The sequence below is a fragment of the Amycolatopsis sp. NPDC058278 genome (genome assembly GCF_042881395.1).
Classification (GTDB): domain Bacteria; phylum Actinomycetota; class Actinomycetes; order Mycobacteriales; family Pseudonocardiaceae; genus Amycolatopsis.
Genome location: NZ_JBHVXZ010000074.1, coordinates 16,335 through 33,717 on the forward strand (window position 1 = coordinate 16,335; position 17,383 = coordinate 33,717).

Sequence of the window (17,383 nt, forward strand, 5' to 3'; positions counted from 1 at the left end):
CTCGTCGGGGTGAGCAGTGACCGGCGCCTCCGTCCGGGCCCCGGCGTACGCGCTCGAGACGGCCGATACGGTCGACCTGTTCGAGACCGACGAGCGCACCGGGCTGACCGAAGCCGAAGCCACCGCCCGGAACGTCCACAACGGACTGAACGTGCTGCCGACCGGCCGGGCCACCAGTGCGTTCGGCCGGTTCTTCCGCCAGTTCAAGGATCCGCTGGTCTACGTCCTGCTCGCCTCGGCCGCCGTGACCTTGAGCCTCGGCCAGCTGGTCGACTCGAGCGTCATCTTCGCCGTGGTGTTGCTCAACGCGGTCGTCGGGCTGCTCCAGGAGTCGCGGGCCGAGCACGCGCTCGCCGCGCTCGCCGGCATGGTGACCACCGAAGTCCGGGTGGTGCGCGACGGTGCACCGATCCGGCTGCGGGCCGAAAACCTGGCCACGGGGGACATCGTCCTCCTCCGCGCCGGGGACAAGGTCGCGGCGGACTCCCTCCTGCTGTCGGCACACTCACTGCAGATCGACGAATCCGCGCTCACCGGTGAGGCCGCACCGGTCACGAAGGTGCCCGGCGCGCTCGCCCGGGCCACCGCGCTCGCCGATCGGCGGAACATCGCGCACGCCGGCACCGTGGTGACGCGGGGCGAGGGCACGGCCGTCGTCGTGGCGATCGGCGCCGCCACCGAACTGGGCCTGATCAACCAGCTCATGACCGCCACCGGCGTGCCGACCACGCCGTTGACCCGCAAGCTGGCCGGGTTCAGCCGCCGGCTCTCCGTCGGCATCGTGGCGCTGGCGGTCGTCTTGTTCGTGATCGGTCTGCTGCGGGGTTACCGGGCCGGGGAGATGTTCACCGCGGCGGTGACGATGGCGGTCGGCGCGATCCCCGAAGGCCTGCCGGCCGCGGTGTCGATCGTCCTGGCGATCGGCGTCGTCCGGATGGCCCGGCGCGGCGCGATCGTCCGGCGGTTGCCGTCGGTGGAGACGCTCGGCAGCACCACGGTCATCTGCACCGACAAGACCGGCACCCTCACCACCAACCGGATGACGGTGACCACTGTGGTCGCCGGCGGCCGCACCCACGAGTGGACCGGCGGCCACCCGCTCCCGTCGGCGCTGCGGGAGTGCCTGCTCACCGGAGTCCTCTGCAACGAGGCGCAGCCCGCCAACGGCACGGCGACCGGCGACCCGACCGAAACCGCTCTCCTCACCGCGGCCGGGGAAGCCGGACTGGACGTCGGCGCGGAACGGTCGGCCCGGCCGCGCGTCGACGTGCTGCCCTTCGAGTCCGGGCGGAACCTGATGGCCACGGTGCACCGGACCGCGGACGGCCGGCTGGCCGGCTACCTCAAGGGAGCTCCCGAAAAGGTGCTCGCCCTGTGCCACGACCAGCTGTGCGAGGACGGGACCGCCGGACCGCTGGCGGAGGGCCAACGGGAGACCGCGGAAGCCCTCGCCCGCCGCGGACTGCGGGTACTGGCCTTCGCGACGTTCACCCCGGCGGCCGAAGACGCCTTCCCCGCGGGCACGCCACCACAAGGACTGACCCTCGTCGGCTTCCAGGCCATGCACGACCCACCCCGCCCGGCCGCGGTGGCCGCCGTCGCCGCGTGCCGGAGAGCCGGGATCGCGGTCAAGATGATCACCGGCGACCACGGCGAAACCGCGCGGGCGATCGCCCGGAACTTCGCGCTGGCCGACGGGGAACCGGTGGTCCTCACCGGTGCCGAAATCGCCGTCACCCCGGACGACACCCTCGCCGGCGTGGACGTGTTCGCCCGCGTTTCCCCGGAACAGAAACTGCGGCTGGTCACCCTCCTGCAGGAGCGCGGCAACGTCGTCGCGATGACCGGTGACGGGGTGAACGACGCCCCCGCGCTGCGCACGGCCGACATCGGGGTCGCGATGGGGCGCAGCGGGACCGAAGTCGCCAAAGAGGCGGCCGACATGGTCCTGGCCAACGACGACTTCGCGACCATCGAGGCCGCCGTCGAAGAAGGCCGCGCGGTGTTCGACAACATCCGCAAGTTCATGGCCTGGACGCTGCCGACCAACATCGCCGAAGGACTGGTCATCCTGGTCGCGATCGTGCTCGGCGCCCAGCTGCCGATGCTCCCGGTCCAGGTGCTGTGGATCAACATGACCACCGCGGTCTTCCTCGGCCTCGCGCTGGCGTTCGAACCGAAGGAAACGGGCATCATGGCCCGCCGCCCCCGCCCACCGGGGCAGGCGCTGATGACCGCCGACCTGCTCCGGCGGATCACGCTCGTGTCGGTCCTCCTCGTCGCGGGTTCGTTCGCGGTGTTCACCTGGCAGCTGCGAGCCGGCGCGTCCGTCACGGAAGCACGTTCGATCACGGTCACCGTGTTCGTGTTCGCGCAGATCGCGTACCTGTTCAGCTGCCGATCCCTCGACCGGTTCCGGCCGACGGGGTGGAACCCCTGGGTGCTCGGAGGGGTCGCCGTGATGGTCGCGCTGCAGGTGTCGATCCTCTACCTGCCGCTGATGAACGAGCTGTTCCACACCGCGCCGCTGACCGTCGCGGGCTGGCTGCTGGTGCTCGGCCTCGCCGCCACGACGTTCCTGGTCGCCGAGCTCGACAAGTTCCTCTGGCGTCCCCGGCGCCGCGGTCCCGGTTCCTCAAGACCCTCCGAAAGGGGGACTTCGGCACCAGCGCGGGGCCACCACTCGGGCTGACACTCCGGGTGACGCCAAAGAAGCACCCCATGTCCATCCGGGATCGCAGTCCGTCCATTCAGGAAGTCTTCCTCTCCGACCGGCCGGCGGGCGAGACGGCCGAACCGGGTCGCCGCCCGGCGCTGGCGATCCTGCGCATCGTCCTGGGCTTGACGTTCCTGTGAGCGTTCTTCGACAAGACGTTCGGCTTGGGCTATGCCCACGAGCTCCGCGCAGGCCTGGGTCGGCGGCGGGTCACCGACCAAGGGTTTCCTGGGTCACGTGCAGGTCGGCCCGCTGCAGTCGACGCTCCGGGACTGGGCGGCCACGGGCTGGGCCGACGGGCTGTTCATGCTGGCCCTGCTCGGCATCGGGCTCGCGCTGCTGCTCGGGGTGGGCATGCGCCCGGAGGGCGGTCTGCTCGGCGTCGTGACCGAAGCGGACCTGCTGTGCCGCCAAGCTCACCAGGACGACGTCTTGTCCGTCATCGAAGTCCTTGCGGTGACCGTGTTCCGGCGTGGCCGGCCGGTTCCGCGGTGCTGAAGTAGGCGGCCCGGCGGCGCAGGTGACGACGAGGAGCGGGCCGTGGCGTGGCGGTCGTCGTTCGCACGAGCCGGTAAAAGACGCGCTTGCCCGCTTCGATCAGGACGAGGTAGCCCAGCACCATCCCGGCCAGCGCGGCGAAGAACCCGCCCGGCAGCGGCGAAAACCCCAGGGCGGACGCGAATGGTGTCGCGGGCAGCAGGGCACCTACGGTCACGACGCCGAGGGCTCCCAAGGTCAGCGGCAGGCTGGGATGGCTGCGGAAGAACGGGATCCGCCGGGTGCGGATCGCGAAGATCACCAGCGTCTGCGTGGCCAGGGATTCGACGAACCAGCCCGAGCGGAACTGGTCCGGGCCCGAGTGGAACACCCACAGCATGACACCGAAGGTGACGAAGTCGAACACCGAACTCAAGGGACCGAAGAAGACCATGAAGCGACGGATGAACTTGATGTCCCAATGGGACGGACGACGGAGCTGCTCCTCGTCGACGCTGTCGGTGGGGATGGCGAGCTGGCTGGTGTCGTAGAGCAGGTTGTTGAGCAGGATCTGCGAGGGCAGCATCGGCAGGAACGTCAGGAACAGGGACGCGCCCGCGGCGGAGAACATGTTCCCGAAGTTGCTGGACGTGCCCATCAGCACGTACTTGATGGTGTTGGCGAAGATCCGCCGCCCTTCGGTGACGCCGTCGGCGAGCACGTCGAGGTCCTTTTCCAACAGGATCACGTCGGCGGCGTCCTTGGCGACGTCGGTGGCCGAGTCGACCGAGATACCGACGTCGGCCGCGTGCAGGGCGAGCGCGTCGTTGACGCCGTCGCCGAGGAACGCCACTCCCCCGCCGCTGAGCCGCTGCACCCGCACGATGCGGGCCTTGTGCTCCGGGCTCACCCTGGCGAACACCGTGGTCCGGGTGATCGCGTCGGCGAGCCGGGTGTCGTCGAGGCCGTCGAGGTCGGCCCCGGTCAGCGCGGCGCCGTCGCCGAGGCCGAGGTCGTGGCACACCTTCGCCGCGACCGCGGAGTTGTCGCCGGTGACGACCTTGACCGCGACGCCCAGGTCGGCCAGCCGCCGCAAGGACCGCGCGGCGTCGTGCTTGGGCGGGTCGAGGAACACCAGGAATCCGAGCAGCACCAGGCCCTGTTCGTCCGCGGGCGCCGGTTGCTGCCCGCCGGTGAACGGCCGCATGGCCACGGCGACGACCCGGTTGCCCGCGGCGAACTCGGCTTCCAGGGCCTGCCGCGCGTCGGGCGAGACGCCCGTGCAGCGATCCAGCACCGTCTCCGGAGCGCCCTTGGTGACGAGGACAGTGTGGCCCGCCGGGTCGCGGACGACCACGGAGACCATGCGCCGTTCGTGGTCGAAAGGCAGCACGCCCATCGTGGTGTAGCCGGTCAGCGTGGCTCGTTGCGCCACCGAGCCGGGTGACGCCCACAGCGCCTGGTCCAGCGGGTTGCCGCCGACGGTGGTGGTGTTTTCGGTGCAGAGCAGGCCCCAGCGCAGCACTTCGCCGGGATCCCCGCCGGCCGCCGCCGGGACGGCTCGCATGTAGTCGATGCGGCCGAGGGTGAGGGTGCCGGTCTTGTCGGTGAACAGCACGTCGACGTTGCCGAGGTCCTCGATGCACACCAGCCGCTTGACGAGCACCTTGCGCCGGCTCATCCGGCGCGACCCGGCGGCGAGACTGGTCGACACGACCGCGGGCAGCAGTTGCGGGGTGATGCCGACCGCGATCGCGAGCGAGAACAGCAGCGCGTCGAGGATCGGCTTGTGCAGCACCACGTTGATCGCGAAGATCGACGTCGTCAGCGCGCCGGCGACGTAGACCAGCAGCATCGAAAACTTCCGCAGCCCCACCTGGAACTCGGTGTCGAGCTGGTGGGTGCCCAGGCCGGCCGCGATCGCGCCGAACCCGGTGCGGGCGCCGGTCGACACCACGACACCGGTGGCGCTGCCCGCGTGCACGACAGTGCCCATCAGCGCGCACCCGGACAACTCGGCCAGTGCCGTCCCCGCCCCGACGACCGCCGTGCTCTTGTCCAGTGGCAGCGACTCCCCGGTCAGCACCGACTCGTCGCATTCCAGCCCGGTGACCGACAGCAGCCGGACGTCGGCCGGGACGACGTCACCGAGCTTCAGCTCGACGACGTCCCCGGGCACCAGCGCCGTCACGTCCACCCGCACCGCGTGACCGTCCCGGCGCACCACCGTCTCGTGCCGGATCTGCGTGTGCAGGGCTTCCGCGGCCTTTTCCGCGCGGTACTCGTTGACGAACCCCAGCCCGACCGAGACCGCGACGATCACCCCGATGATCACCGCGTCACTGCGCTCGCCGACGAAGTAGGACGCGACGGCGGCGACCATCAGCAGCACCAGCAACGGCGAGCGCAGCTGGTGCCAGAGCACCGGGACCAGCCGCGCCCGGTGCGACGACACCGCGTTCGGCCCGTACCGTGCCGACCGCTCGGCGACGTCGCGGGCATTCAGCCCGTCGGACGTGACGCCGAGCGCGGCCAGGACCGCAGCACCGGGCAGCGCCGCGGCGTGGGCGATGTCGAGGTCGGGGGCGGCCGGTCGTGTGGGCGCCGAAGTGGTGCGGGTGGTCATGGGCGCCTCGGCGTTCGCGAACGGGACTCGGATCGGCGAACCGGCCTGCATGGCACGCCGAGAGGACAAGCAGCGCCGGGGTCCGAGGCACGATCAGTGTATCCCTGCCGGGGGCGGCGGGACCCGTCACAACGTGACCGCGCCAGGTTCCTCCCGGATTTGGTCCTCCGCCGAAGGGTCTTCGTGCTCTGACGCACGGACGCGCCGGAGGACATGCTGGAACGGCCGCCGTCCGGGCGGCGCCGGACGGCAGGAGGCGGCGATGGCCGAGAAGAAGGCCGCGGTGATCGTCGGGGTGGACACCTCGGAAGAGTCGCTGCGCGCGGTCCGCTGGGCCGCGCACGAAGCGGCCCGGCGCAGCACGGACCTGCGGTTGGTGCACGCCTGCGTGGTCGACCCGGGTGCCGATGCCGAGTTCCTGCCCGGGCACGTGACCCGGTGGACGCGCCGCGCGGCGAAGATCGCCCGCACCGCGGAGCCGGGCCTCGAAGCCGAAATCGACGTGCGGCTCGGGCTCGCGGTCGACCTGCTGCTCGCCGAGTCCGTGACCGCGCCCTTGATCGTGCTCGGCTCGCACGACCTCGGCGGCTTGCGGGGCGCCCTGGTCGGCTCGGTCGCGCTCAGGCTCGCCGCGACCGCCAAGTGCCCGGTAGTCGTCTTTCGCGGCCACGCCGATCCGAGGGGACCCGTCGTGGTCGGCGTGGACTCCTCGCCGGCGAGCGAGGAAGCACTGCACTTCGCGGTCGACGCGGCGGTCACGCGCGGCGTATCGCTGGTCGTGGCGCACGCCGGCCACCAACGGGTTCCGAGTATCGAACCCGCCTTCGCCGACCAGCAGGCAGAAGATCGCCGCGAGCTCGAGGAACTGGTCGCCGGCTGGACGCGGAAGCATCCGGATCTGGAGATCATGACGCGGGTCGTCGATGATCGTGAGCCGTCTCGTGCGCTCATGGGGGTTGCGCCCGACGCCCAGCTGATCGTCGTCGGCTGCCGCGGCCGCGGCCCGGTCGCCGGCGCGGTGCTGGGGTCGACGGGCAACGACCTGCTCGCGCACGCCACCTGCCCGGTCGCCGTGGTCCATTGACCTGCCTCGTCGCGGAGAGGACCACCGCGTCGAAGCCGTCGAGCGAGGCGATGAGCCCGACGTCGCGCACCTCGACCTCGGGCGCCACCGCCATCGTGGCAAACCTGCGATTCACTCGGGCTGTTACGCAAAGCCACCACCGGAGAGCGGTTCGCCCCCTCGATCCGGATCGCCGAGCCCGGCGCTCACCCGCACCGGCCCGAACCGGATCCACACCGTGAACCCGTCCGGCCAGCGGACCTCTGCTCCTTCCGCGGTGGCCGAGGCGACCAGGTCGTCCGTCTCGGTGCCCAGCACGGCCAACGCGACGAAGACCGTGGTGCCGTCAACGTCACCGGTGAGCCGCGGGAGCGACACCCACGGGGTGAAGGCGGTGCCGTGCGGGGCGCGGGCCTCGTCCTGTCCCGCCCAGCCGGCCAGGGGCCGGAGCACCGACTCGCCGGGCGCGGTCGCCCAGCCCGTCTGTTCGGCGTTCGCCCCGGGCGGGGCGCCGAGCACGCGGTGGACCCGCAGTTCGTGCCGACCGCGAGCCACCGTGACGCTCTCGACGCGCAGCCCGGGCACCGTCGCCGGGCCGCGCCCGAACACCGGGCGGTGCCAGGACGCCGCCCAGCCCCACTCGCCGGCCTGTCCCGCGCCGAGCGGGTGGATCCGGCGCCGGACGCTGCGGACGCCGGAGACGACGACCGCGAAGTGGTTGTCCGCCGGGTTGGCCCGCGCGGTCGGCCCGGTCCGGGTCGAGTAGGCGAACCGGCCGTAGTGCGGGTCCTCCTGCGCGGCCGCTTCACTCTCGTGCGGCCGGAGGTGATCACTGCCGTGGTTGTGCAGCCGGACGACGCCGTCGTCGCGGGTCGACTGCAGCAGCAGGCCCGGCTGCGGCAGGGCGAGCACCTTGTCGGCGGTCTCGCTCGGGGCGGGTTCCTCGGTGGCGGTCCACAGTGGATGCTCCGGTGGCGCGAGCAGGCACACGAACGCCTTCGACGCCCAGTAGGGCGAGCCCGGTCCGGAGTAGTGCTGCACCGTCGGCGCGTGCGGCCCGTGCCAGCCGAGGCTCAGCAGCCCGTGCTCGTCGACGGCGGCGCGGTCGAGGAAGTAGCGCAGCGCTCCGCTGAGCAGCCGTCGTGACACGCCCGGCCGCAGCGGGGTGTGCCCGGTGACCGCGCCGAGGCCGATCGCGGACGCGGCCGCGAAGCGGTAGGTCAGCGACCGTCCGAAGTGGAGCGGCGCGCCGTCGCCGCCGAACCACAGCCCGAAGCTCTCGAGGTGCTCGCGCAGCCGGGGCCCGAAGTGGGCCGGTTCGCCGGCGAGGTGGGCGTCCAGCACCGGGTACAGGTGCAGCGCCCAGCCGTTGTAGTGGTCGAAGGCGCGGCCGTCGCCGTCGGCGTACCAGCCGTCCCCGCGGTACCAGCCCTCCAGCAGCTCGAGCGCCCGGTCACGGGCCCGCGCGGTCTCGGCGTCGGCGCGCCCCACCGAGGAAAGGAACCCGGCCACGGTGAAGGGGAACAGGTACCAGTTGTTCGGCGCCGGAACGTGCCGCAGCGCGCCGCGCAACCACTCCTCGACCCGGTCCTGGACGCCCGGCGCGAGCCGGTCCCACAGCCAGGGCCGGGTCAGCCGCAGTCCGAGCGCGACGGACGCGGATTCGACCATCGGCTGGCCCGCCACGTCGTGGTCCCGGATCACCGGCCACGACTCGGCGTCGTCGCGGCCCGGCGTGCGGGTGCCCGCGTCGAGCCCCTCGGCGTACCGGTCGAGCCAGCCGTGCGGGTCCTTCCCGTCCTCGCCGGCGACCCGGAAGGCGGCGGCGAGGAAGGTCCGGGCGAACCCCTCCAGGCCGTCCGAACGGACACCGCTGCCCGACGGCGGCCCGGGCAGGTCGAGGCGGGCGCCGCCCGGGGTGGCCCACCGCCAGGCCGCCGCCAGCAGGCTGTCCGCCGCCGCCACCCAGTGGTCCCGGGTGTACCCGGTGTGCGGGCTCAGCGCGCGGTCCTCGGCGGGCAGCTTCACGCGATCATCCCCAGGCGTTCACGGCGGACGGGGTGGGCGAACGCCTCTCCGGCCGCCCAGCGGGTGACCTCCGCGACGGCCAGTTCGGCCAGCCGCCGCAGCTCGTTGCCCTGCGAACCGGCCAGGTGCGGGGTGATCAGCACGTTCCCGTCGTCCCACAGCGGATGGTCCGGCGGCAGCACCTCCGGGTCGGTGACGTCGAGGATCGCCCGGATCCGCCCGGCCCCGGTCGCCTCGGCCAGCGCGTCCTGGTCGAGCACCGCCCCGCGCGCGGTGTTGATCAGCACGGCGTCCGGCCGCATCGCCGTGATCAGCTCGCGTCCGACCAGCCCACGGGTTTCGGGCAGCAACGGCGTGTGCACGCTGACGACGTCGCTGCGGGCGAACAGCTCCGCCAGGCTCACCGCCTCCGCCCCGAGGCCGGCGATCTCCTCGCCGGACACGTGGGGATCGTGCACCAGCAGCCGCAGGTCGTGCGGGCGCAGCAGCCCGAGTACCCGCCGTCCGATCATCGACGCCGACAGGATGCCGACGGTCCGGCCGTAGTTGCCCAAGTGCGGCGGCACGCCGAGCGGATCGTCGGCGCTGCGGGCCGCCCGGTGGGCACGGGCGCGCTCCAGCACCCGTTTGCCGGAAAGCAGGATCATCGCCACGGTGTACTCGGCCACCGGCACCGCGTTCGCCGCCGCGGCGGACGTCACCGCGATCCCCCGCTCCCAGCACGCTTCGGTGACGTGCCCGCGGACCGAACCCGCGGTGTGGACGACCGCCCGCAGCCGCGGCGCGCCGGCGAGCACCGCCGCGTCCAGCGGTGGGCAGCCCCAGCCGGTGACCAGCAGTTCGACCTCGGGCAGGACGGCGTGGGCCGCCGGGCCCGCGAAGTCGTCGAGCACCCCGTCGGCGAGGTCGCAGACGCGGCGCAACGCCGACATCGCGACGTCGTCGAGCACCGCCGCCGCGGCACGGGGAGCCATCGCGAGCGCGGCGCGGGGACGGCTCACTTGACCGCCCCCGCCGTCAGCCCCGACCGCCAGAACCGCTGCAGCAGCGCGAACGCCAGCACCAGCGGCAGGACCGCCAGCAGCGAACCCATGATCACCACCGGGTAGTACTCGGGCGACGTCGTGGCCGCGCTGTTCCAGCTGTAGAGGCCGAGGCTGACCGGGTAGAGCGTCTGGGTCGAGAGCATCACCATCGGCAGGAAGAAGTTGTTCCAGATGGCGGTGAGCTGGAACAGGAACACGGTGACGACACCGGGCCCGAGCATTCGCAGCGAGACCCGGAAGTAGGTCGCCAGCTCCCCCGCACCGTCGATCCGCGCCGCCTCCAGGATCTCACCGGGCACGTAGCCTTGGCTGAACACGCGGCCGAGGTAGACCCCGAAGGGGTTGAACAGCACCGGGATGAACACCGCCCACACCGTGTCGACGACGCCGGTGCCCGACGCCAGCAGGTACAGCGGGAGCGCCAGGACGGTCTGCGGCACCATCACCGCGGCGAGCACCAGCCCGAACAGTTTCTCCTTGTGCCGGAAGTGATACTTGTCGAACGCGTAACCGCAGGCGATGCTGACCAGCGCGCCGACCGCGGCGCCGCCGACCGCGTAGAGCAGGCTGTTGAGGTACCAGCGGCCGTAGATCCCCTTGTCCATGGCGAACAGGTCCTGCAGGTTCTTCAGCGGCGAGAACCCCTGCAGCGAAAGGATGTCGCTGCCGAAGAGCGCGTCCCGGTCCTTCGCCGCGGCCAGCACCAGCCACAGCGCCGGGAGCAGGGTGTACAGCACGGAGATCGCCACGACGGTGTTGACGGCCGCGCGGCCGAGGAACTTCGGCGGGTTCACAGTGCGGCCTCCCGGGTGCGGTTGGTCCAGCGCGTGACGCCGTAGGACAACGCGATCGTGCACGCCAGCAGGATCACCGACGCGGCCGCGGCGAGACCGTAGTTGTTGCGGGTGAACGCGGCGTCGTAGATGTACATGCTGGGCGAGAACCGCGCGGTGATCATCGGCGTGGCCTGCGACAGCAGCATCGGCTCGGTGAACAGCTGCAGCGACCAGATCAGCGTGAACAGCACCACCATCACGATCGACGCGCGGATCAGCGGCGTCTTGATCCGCAGCGCGGTCCGGACGCCGCCGGCGCCGTCGACCACCGCCGCTTCGACCACCTCGCGCGGCACGGCCTGCAGGGCGGCGTAGAAGACGACGACGTTGTAGCCGAGGTTGCTCCACAGCGCGATGTTCACCATCGACGGGATGACGGTGTGGACGCCGAGGAAGTCGACCGTGATCCCGGCCTTGCCGAACAGGTCCACCACCGGGCTGAGGCCGGGGATGTAGAGGTAGAGCCAGATGATCGCGGCGATGATCCCGGGCACCGCGTGCGGCAGGAACAGCGCGAGCCGTGCCGATCCTCGCAGCCGCGCGAGCCCCGAATCGAGCAGCAGCGCCAGGCCGAGCGAGGCGACGACCAGCAGCGGCAGGTACAGCAGGCAGTACAGCGCGACGACACCCAGCCCGCCGAGGAACGTCGGATCGGTCAGGACGGCCGCGTAGCTGCGGAACCCGACGAAGATGGTGTGTTCCGGGCCGAATCCCAGGCCCGGTTCGTCGGCGCCGAAGAAGCTCAGCCACAGCGCCGTCCCGGCCGGGATGAGGAAGACCACCACCAGCAACACGAAGAACGGAGTCATCAGCACCGCGCAGGCGGTGCCCTGCCGGTACCGTCTCCGGACGCGCGGCGCGGGCGTTCTGGAAGCGCTTTCCGGACGCGCGAGTGTCGTCGTCATGGGTCTCCTCTAGCTGCTGTGCTCGGTCGTCGCCAGTCCCAGGGCGGCCAGGTCCGGCATGGTGGCGCGCTGGGCGTCGCGGACGGCGTCGAGCAGGGTGCCCTGGCCGGCGCCCGCCCGGGCGAACCCGTCCTGCAGGACGCGTTGGGTGGCGCTCATCCGCGGGCCCCACGTCCAGCCGTCGCGGATCTTCGCGGCTTCGGTCTCGAACAGCCGGTAGATGTCCTGGTCGCCGTAGTAGCGGCGGTCGAACGCCTTCCGCCCGACCTCGACCAGCGCCGGTGCGGCCGGGTACTGGCTGCTGGTGCCGCTGGAGAGCCGGGCGCGCAACGCGTCGGGGTGCGACACCTGCCATTCGATGAACTCCATCGCGGCTTCCGGGTGGGCGCTGTCGCGGGTGACGGCGAACGTCGAACCGCCGTGCGTCCCGACCGCGGGGTGCGCGGGATCCCACTGGGGCAGCGGCGCGATCGCCCACTTCCCCTTCTGGGCCGGCCGGGCCTTCATCTGCGCGCCGGCGTCCCAGGCGCCGCTGAGCCGGGCCAGCACGAGCCCCTGCCCGATCTGCGCGTCCCCCTGCCTGCCCTGCACGCCGTTCGCGAACACGAGACCTTCGTCGATGAGGTCCTGCCAGTACTCGGCCACGCGGCGGGTCGCGGCGTCGGCGAGCGAGACGTTCCAAGCGCCGCCTGCGGTGTCGAACCATTGCGCGCCCGCCTGCCAGGAGACCGCGGCGAACTGGGTCGCGCCGTCGGTCGGGAAGGCCACGAGCCGTCGACGGTCATCGCGGACCTTGCGGGCCACCGCCGTGAACTCGTCCCACGTACGCGGTGGCCCGGAACCGTGCTGGGCGAACAGATCGGTGCGGTAGTGCAGCACCATCGGCTCGACGTCCAGCGGCACGGTGAACACCCGCCCGGCGAACGTCGTCAGGCGCAGCGCCTGCGGGAGGAGCTTGGCCCGCAGGCGATCGGAGACGAGGTCGGTGATGTCCCTGGCCACGCCGTCGATGGCGAACCCCGGGACTTGCGGGTATTCGATGGTGGCGACGTCCGGTGCGTTGCCCGCGCGGACCGCGTTGCTCAGCTTCGCGTACCCGCCCTGATCGCCGGACGGGATTTGCTGGAACACCACGTGGATCCGGTTCTGCGCGCGGTTGAACGCGTCGACGACCTGCTGGCTGCCCCGCAACGCCGACCAGAACGTGATCCGGGTGGCGCCCCCAGGCGCTTCCCCACCGGACACCGAGCACGCCGATGCCAGCGGCCACGCGAGGCCCGCGGCGAGAACAGTCCGGCGGCTGGGTCGGACGGGCATCGATGCCTCCTGCGGGTCGCGAACTTCACGCAGTTTGGGCGCTTGAACGAATTCCGGTCAATAGCCCCGGACAACTCGGTCAATCGATCAGCGGCCGCGTCGACCCGCGCACCTTCAGCTCCGGCAGGACGGCGATCCACCGCGGCGGACGGCCCGCCGGTCCGCGCAGCCGCTCCAGCAACAGTTCCGCGGCCAGCCTGCCGACTTCGGCCTTCGGCGGCGCGATCGCGGTCAGCGGCGTGCTGCCCAGCGCCGCCACGACGTCGTCGTAGGCGACCACCGAACAGTCGCCGGGCACCGTGATCCCCGCGTCGGCCAGCTGCTGGACGAGCATGAGGGCGTCGACGTCGCCGTGCATGATCACGCCCGTCGCGGCGTGCGCGCGCAGCACGTCGGCGAGCGGCTCGAGATCCCGCACGGGCTCCCGGTCGGCGACCGCACCCGGCGCGCTGAGCACCACGGCCCAGTCCTCGACCTCGGGCCGTCCGGCGCAGATGTCGCCGAACGCCGCGCGCAGCGCCCGCGCGGTCGGGCTGTCGTCGCGCGCGGCCAGGACGATCCGGCGGTGACCCAGCGCGAGCAGGTGCGTCACGGCGAGGTGGACGCCGTACCAGTGGTCGGTGCAGACCGAATCCCTGGCGTGCAGCGCACTCCCCGGCCGCGCCCGCCGTTCCATCAGGACGACGGGAACGGCGGCGGCGGCCAGCCAGCCGTCGTCCGCCTGCTCGGTGACCGAGCTACGCCAGCGCGGCGCGACGAGCACGCCCCGGGCGTCGTCGGCGAGCAGCCGCTCGACGATCGTCCGCTCGGCGCCGGGGACCTGCGGTGCCGGGTGCAGCACGACGCGCACGTCGGCCTCCTCCAGCGCGGCACGGGCCCCGTGCAAGACCTCGGTGAGGTAGGCGTGGCGTTCGGGAACGACAAGGACGACCGGGCCACCGTCGGCCGGTGCGGGCGCCGGTTCCGGCCGCCGCGGGACCAGCGAACGGACGACGCCGTGCCCCCGCCTCAGCCGGCCGGCCCTGGCCAGCTCCTCGACGTCCCGGCGCACGGTGATCACCGACACCGTCAGCTCCGCGGCGAGCTCGGTGACCCGCACCTCGCCACGCGCCTCCACCACCGCCAGGATCCGCCTCCGCCGGTCCTCCCCCGACTCTCGCATCTCGACCTTCGTCCATCGGCTGTTCGTTTGACCGTTTGGACCAAGGGTATCGATCAGCGGCGTGCCGGTCGAGCAGCAAAGCGAACTGTGCTGGGCGACTGTTCCTTTTCCGGGACAGGTCCGATTCGATCAGAAACGGTCACCAACGAAAGCTGCCGGATTGCTTCGATGGCACGCGGTACTCGAAGCCGGGCCGGTGACCACCGGTCGAATTCTTCGAACCGGTAGCCCACGGGTGGAGGCATCCGCCGGCGCGTCGACAGTTCGACCATGGCCGTGTCGAATGGGGAGACCGTCGAGATGCCCTCTTGTGCTCGGCGAATGAAAGCGCTTTCCTATAAGCGCTGCCCGACCGGTCACCGTTCCGGCGCTCCCACACCCCCCGTCGATCGGAGACCCGACTGTGCACCGCCGACCCGCTTCCTCCCCGCCGGACCGGGGAACCGCCCGAGTCTCCCCGGCTCGCGTGCGCCTCCCCCGCGCCGTGCTGTGCGCGCCGGCGCTCTTCGTGGCGGCCGTACTCGCCGGGCCATTGATCAACACGCCGATGAGCGCGGCCGAGACGAGCACCGGGATCGTGCTCGACGGGAACGACATCAAGGCCGGGAACGTCAACGGTCTCACCTTCAAGGGGTTCGGCATGCTCAGCGCGAACAGCACGAGCGAGCTGCTGATGGACTACAAGGCCCAGCACCCGGGCAAGTACACGGAACTCCTCCGGATCTTGTTCGGCGGACCGAGTCCGGTACTGACGAACGTGAAGATCGAGATGGGTAACGACCGGAACAATTCCACCGGACCGGATCCGGCCACCATGCGGACGGAAAGCGAGACGCCGAACGTCAAGCGGGACCAGGGGTTCCAGCTGGCGGCCGACGCCAAGAAGGTGAACCCCGCGCTCAAGGTGGGCCTGCTGCGCTGGAACGCACCCGCGTGGGTGACGGACAACGACAAGGTCTACACCTGGTACAAGAAAACGATCCTCGAAGCGTACCGCACCTACGGATTCATGGTCGACTACGTCAACCCGGGCCTCAACGAACGCACACCCGACCTGGCCTGGAGCAAGCGGTACGCCAGTCTGGTGAGGACGGACGCATCCGGCTTCGCCAACGCCGCCGAACGGGCACTGTACAACCGCATCCAGGTGGTGATCTCGGACGAGGCCGGGCTGGGCAGCTTCGGCGGGGCGATGGTGGCCGACGCCGAGCTGCGCAACGCCGTCGCGGTGGCCGGGTACCACTACACCCCGGACGACGACAGCGCCGGAAACTTCAAGCGACTGGCGCAGGTGTTCGACAAGGAAGTGTGGAACAGCGAGGCGCAGGCCACCTTCGGCAACTCGGCCTTCCGGCCCAACAACAACACGAAGGATCCGACCGTCGCGGGCACCGGCATCGGCGGGAAGAACAGCGCACTGGAAATGGGTAACACGATCATCAAGGGGTTCACCAACTCCAACCGGACGAATTTCATCTACCAGCCGGCCATCGGTTCCTTTTACGAAGGCGGGCAGTACGGCTTCAAGGAACTGGTCAGCGCGCGTGACCCGTGGTCGGGCTGGCTTCACTACGACGTCGGCATCGACATCCTGCGGCACTTCAGCTGGTTCGCGAAGACCGGTTGGGAGAACCCCGGCAACACCGCGGGGATCTGGCGAGCCGTCCCCCAGGCGAGCCACACCGGGGCGGCGGGTACGAACCCCGTCAACGGCCGCAACGGCACCCCCAGCTACCTGACGCTGGCCGCTCCGGACAAACGAAACTTTTCGACGGTCTTCATGAACGACAGCGAGTACCCGCAGACCTACCGCATCAGCACCGTCAACATGGCCTGCACCGGGACGCCGGCCCTGGAAACGTGGGAGACGCGGGCGGCCGATCGTGGTCAAGCCTTCAACGCCGACTACCTGAAGTACCGCGGCAACGTCACCGCCGGCTCCGACGGCGGGTACACCGTCAACGTCAAGCCCTACTCGGTGGTCACCGTGACGACACTGGCCCGGCACACGAACCCGGCGTACCGGGCACCGCTGCCGGTGGAGGGCGCGCGAACCGTGCTGGACACCGACGCCTCCGGTTCGGGTCACCACACCCAGGACGACACCTTGTACGCGGACGGCTTCGACTACACCGGCAAGCGGACTCCGGTGCTCGGGACCGGTGGCGCCATCGTGGGCAGCGAGGACTTCGTCGCCTCCCGCGGCGGCTCCGAGAGCGCAATACCCCTGTACACCAGCGATCGCAATGGTGCTTTCGAAGCCTATCGCCCGGACGGGTCGAGGAACTCCGTCCTCCGTCAGCAGCTCGACAAGGCGGTCGACGGGCTCGGCGACGCCTGGAGCGGCGGCGACCCGGTCACCCGGATCGGCGACAGCCGGTGGCTGAACTACGAGGCCGCCATCGACGTCTCGTTCGAAAACAACGGTCTCCAGGACGGCGCCAACTACGCGCTCCTCGGGGTCCGGCAGCAGCACGGCGACGTCGGCGCGCCCTACAAGCTGAAGTTCACGTTCGACGGCGGCTGGCAGCTGATCGTCGACAACAAGGTGGCAGCCGGTGGCAACGTGGTGAGCGGCTCAGGAGGTGTGGCAATTCCGGGATTCGACACCGCCTACAACGCGTGGCACAAGCTCGCCCTCAAAGCCGCCGGCAGTGAGCTGACCGCCTCATTGGACGGCGTCACGCTGGCCAGGTACACCGATCCGGCTCCCCGGCTCTCCGGCCGCGTCGAGATCGGCAGCGGCTACTACCACACCAGGTTCGACAACCTCCGAGTCCGCACCCTCGACGGCTTTACGCCGTACTACACCGAACTGCTCGACAACCTGGAGATGACCGACCTGAGCGCCCCGCCCGCCACCAAGCTCGTCTACGGCGGACAGTGGGCGCACGAAAGCGGCAAGAGCATGTACAACTACCAGCGGACGCTGTCCACCAGCCAGGGATCCGGCTCGACGCTGAGCTACACCTTCACGGGAACCGGACTCGACATCACCGGCCCCAACGACGGCTCGGCCGTGCTCGAGACAACCGTCGACGGAAGCATCACCGACAGCGCGGCCCACACGACGGCATCGGCCGAGTTCTACCAGACGTTCGGTCTCCGTGGGCTCACGTACGGCAGGCACACCGTTCAGATCAAGGTACGCAGCGGCGTCCTGGTCGTCGACGCGGTCGCCGTCGTCGGCTAGTCGAAGGTGAGCAG

At 71.0% G+C, this 17,383-nt stretch carries 12 protein-coding genes; 5 read left to right on the forward strand and 7 right to left on the reverse strand.

What is annotated here, in order from left to right; all coding sequences use genetic code 11:
- Positions 1-16: 16 nt before the first annotated feature.
- Genes ACFVYA_RS31805 through ACFVYA_RS31815 form a run of 3 tightly spaced genes read left to right on the forward strand, consistent with a single transcriptional unit; the run spans position 17 to position 3,214 of the window.
- A complete protein-coding gene (locus ACFVYA_RS31805) occupies positions 17-2,692 on the forward strand; it encodes a cation-translocating P-type ATPase (RefSeq protein ID WP_387050256.1) in 2,676 nt (891 codons plus the stop codon).
- Between the two features lie 29 nt (positions 2,693-2,721).
- A complete protein-coding gene (locus ACFVYA_RS31810; RefSeq protein WP_387050258.1) occupies positions 2,722-2,856 on the forward strand; it encodes a hypothetical protein in 135 nt (44 codons plus the stop codon).
- Positions 2,857-2,887: 31 nt separating this feature from the next.
- A complete protein-coding gene (locus ACFVYA_RS31815) occupies positions 2,888-3,214 on the forward strand; it encodes a hypothetical protein (protein ID WP_387050260.1) in 327 nt (108 codons plus the stop codon).
- Here ACFVYA_RS31815 and mgtA read toward each other — a convergent pair.
- Entirely contained in the window at positions 3,156-5,819 is a 2,664-nt protein-coding gene (mgtA, locus tag ACFVYA_RS31820) for a magnesium-translocating P-type ATPase (protein ID WP_387050262.1), read from the reverse strand. The genes ACFVYA_RS31815 and mgtA overlap by 59 nt on opposite strands.
- Positions 5,820-6,081: 262 nt before the next feature.
- Here mgtA and ACFVYA_RS31825 point away from each other — a divergent pair, with 262 nt between their 5' ends.
- Entirely contained in the window at positions 6,082-6,903 is an 822-nt protein-coding gene (locus ACFVYA_RS31825; protein ID WP_387050264.1) for a universal stress protein, read from the forward strand.
- A gap of 123 nt (positions 6,904-7,026) precedes the next feature.
- On the opposite strand, the gene ACFVYA_RS31830 is transcribed toward ACFVYA_RS31825, so the two are convergent.
- The 6 genes from ACFVYA_RS31830 to ACFVYA_RS31855 all read right to left on the reverse strand — a co-directional run bounded on the left by ACFVYA_RS31830 (position 7,027) and on the right by ACFVYA_RS31855 (position 14,176).
- On the reverse strand, positions 7,027-8,910 hold the full coding sequence (locus ACFVYA_RS31830; RefSeq protein WP_387050266.1) for a DUF2264 domain-containing protein: 1,884 nt from the start codon (positions 8,908-8,910) through the stop codon (positions 7,027-7,029).
- Complete coding sequence (locus ACFVYA_RS31835; RefSeq protein WP_387050268.1) at positions 8,907-9,911, reverse strand: hydroxyacid dehydrogenase; 1,005 nt, start codon at positions 9,909-9,911, stop codon at positions 8,907-8,909. Before ACFVYA_RS31835 ends, ACFVYA_RS31830 begins: the two co-directional genes overlap by 4 nt.
- The gene (locus ACFVYA_RS31840; RefSeq protein ID WP_387050270.1) at positions 9,908-10,750 is read right to left on the reverse strand and encodes a carbohydrate ABC transporter permease; all 843 of its coding nucleotides are present in this window, start codon (positions 10,748-10,750) and stop codon (positions 9,908-9,910) included. The genes ACFVYA_RS31835 and ACFVYA_RS31840 overlap by 4 nt, the downstream gene beginning before the upstream one ends.
- A complete protein-coding gene (locus ACFVYA_RS31845) occupies positions 10,747-11,697 on the reverse strand; it encodes a carbohydrate ABC transporter permease (protein ID WP_387050271.1) in 951 nt (316 codons plus the stop codon). The genes ACFVYA_RS31840 and ACFVYA_RS31845 overlap by 4 nt, the downstream gene beginning before the upstream one ends.
- A gap of 9 nt (positions 11,698-11,706) precedes the next feature.
- Positions 11,707-13,014: an ABC transporter substrate-binding protein gene (locus ACFVYA_RS31850; protein ID WP_387050273.1), complete on the reverse strand. Its 1,308-nt coding sequence runs from the start codon at positions 13,012-13,014 to the stop codon at positions 11,707-11,709.
- A gap of 79 nt (positions 13,015-13,093) precedes the next feature.
- The gene (locus tag ACFVYA_RS31855) at positions 13,094-14,176 is read right to left on the reverse strand and encodes a substrate-binding domain-containing protein (protein WP_387050275.1); all 1,083 of its coding nucleotides are present in this window, start codon (positions 14,174-14,176) and stop codon (positions 13,094-13,096) included.
- A 466-nt stretch (positions 14,177-14,642) separates the two neighbouring features.
- On the opposite strand from ACFVYA_RS31855, the gene ACFVYA_RS31860 reads away from it, so the two are divergent.
- On the forward strand, positions 14,643-17,369 hold the full coding sequence (locus ACFVYA_RS31860) for a hypothetical protein (RefSeq protein ID WP_387050276.1): 2,727 nt from the start codon (positions 14,643-14,645) through the stop codon (positions 17,367-17,369).
- Positions 17,370-17,383 lie beyond the last annotated feature (14 nt).

What these genes read in the sequence shown, in the direction of transcription:
- ACFVYA_RS31850 (WP_387050273.1), bottom strand. Translation starts at nt 13,014, where the DNA reads ATGCCCGTCCGACCCAGCCGCCGGACTGTTCTCGCCGCGGGCCTCGCG.
- ACFVYA_RS31845 (WP_387050271.1), bottom strand. Translation starts at nt 11,697, where the DNA reads ATGACGACGACACTCGCGCGTCCGGAAAGCGCTTCCAGAACGCCCGCG.
- ACFVYA_RS31810 (WP_387050258.1), top strand. Translation starts at nt 2,722, where the DNA reads ATGTCCATCCGGGATCGCAGTCCGTCCATTCAGGAAGTCTTCCTCTCC.
- ACFVYA_RS31855 (WP_387050275.1), bottom strand. Translation starts at nt 14,176, where the DNA reads ATGCGAGAGTCGGGGGAGGACCGGCGGAGGCGGATCCTGGCGGTGGTG.
- mgtA (WP_387050262.1), bottom strand. Translation starts at nt 5,819, where the DNA reads ATGACCACCCGCACCACTTCGGCGCCCACACGACCGGCCGCCCCCGAC.
- ACFVYA_RS31815 (WP_387050260.1), top strand. Translation starts at nt 2,888, where the DNA reads ATGCCCACGAGCTCCGCGCAGGCCTGGGTCGGCGGCGGGTCACCGACC.
- ACFVYA_RS31825 (WP_387050264.1), top strand. Translation starts at nt 6,082, where the DNA reads ATGGCCGAGAAGAAGGCCGCGGTGATCGTCGGGGTGGACACCTCGGAA.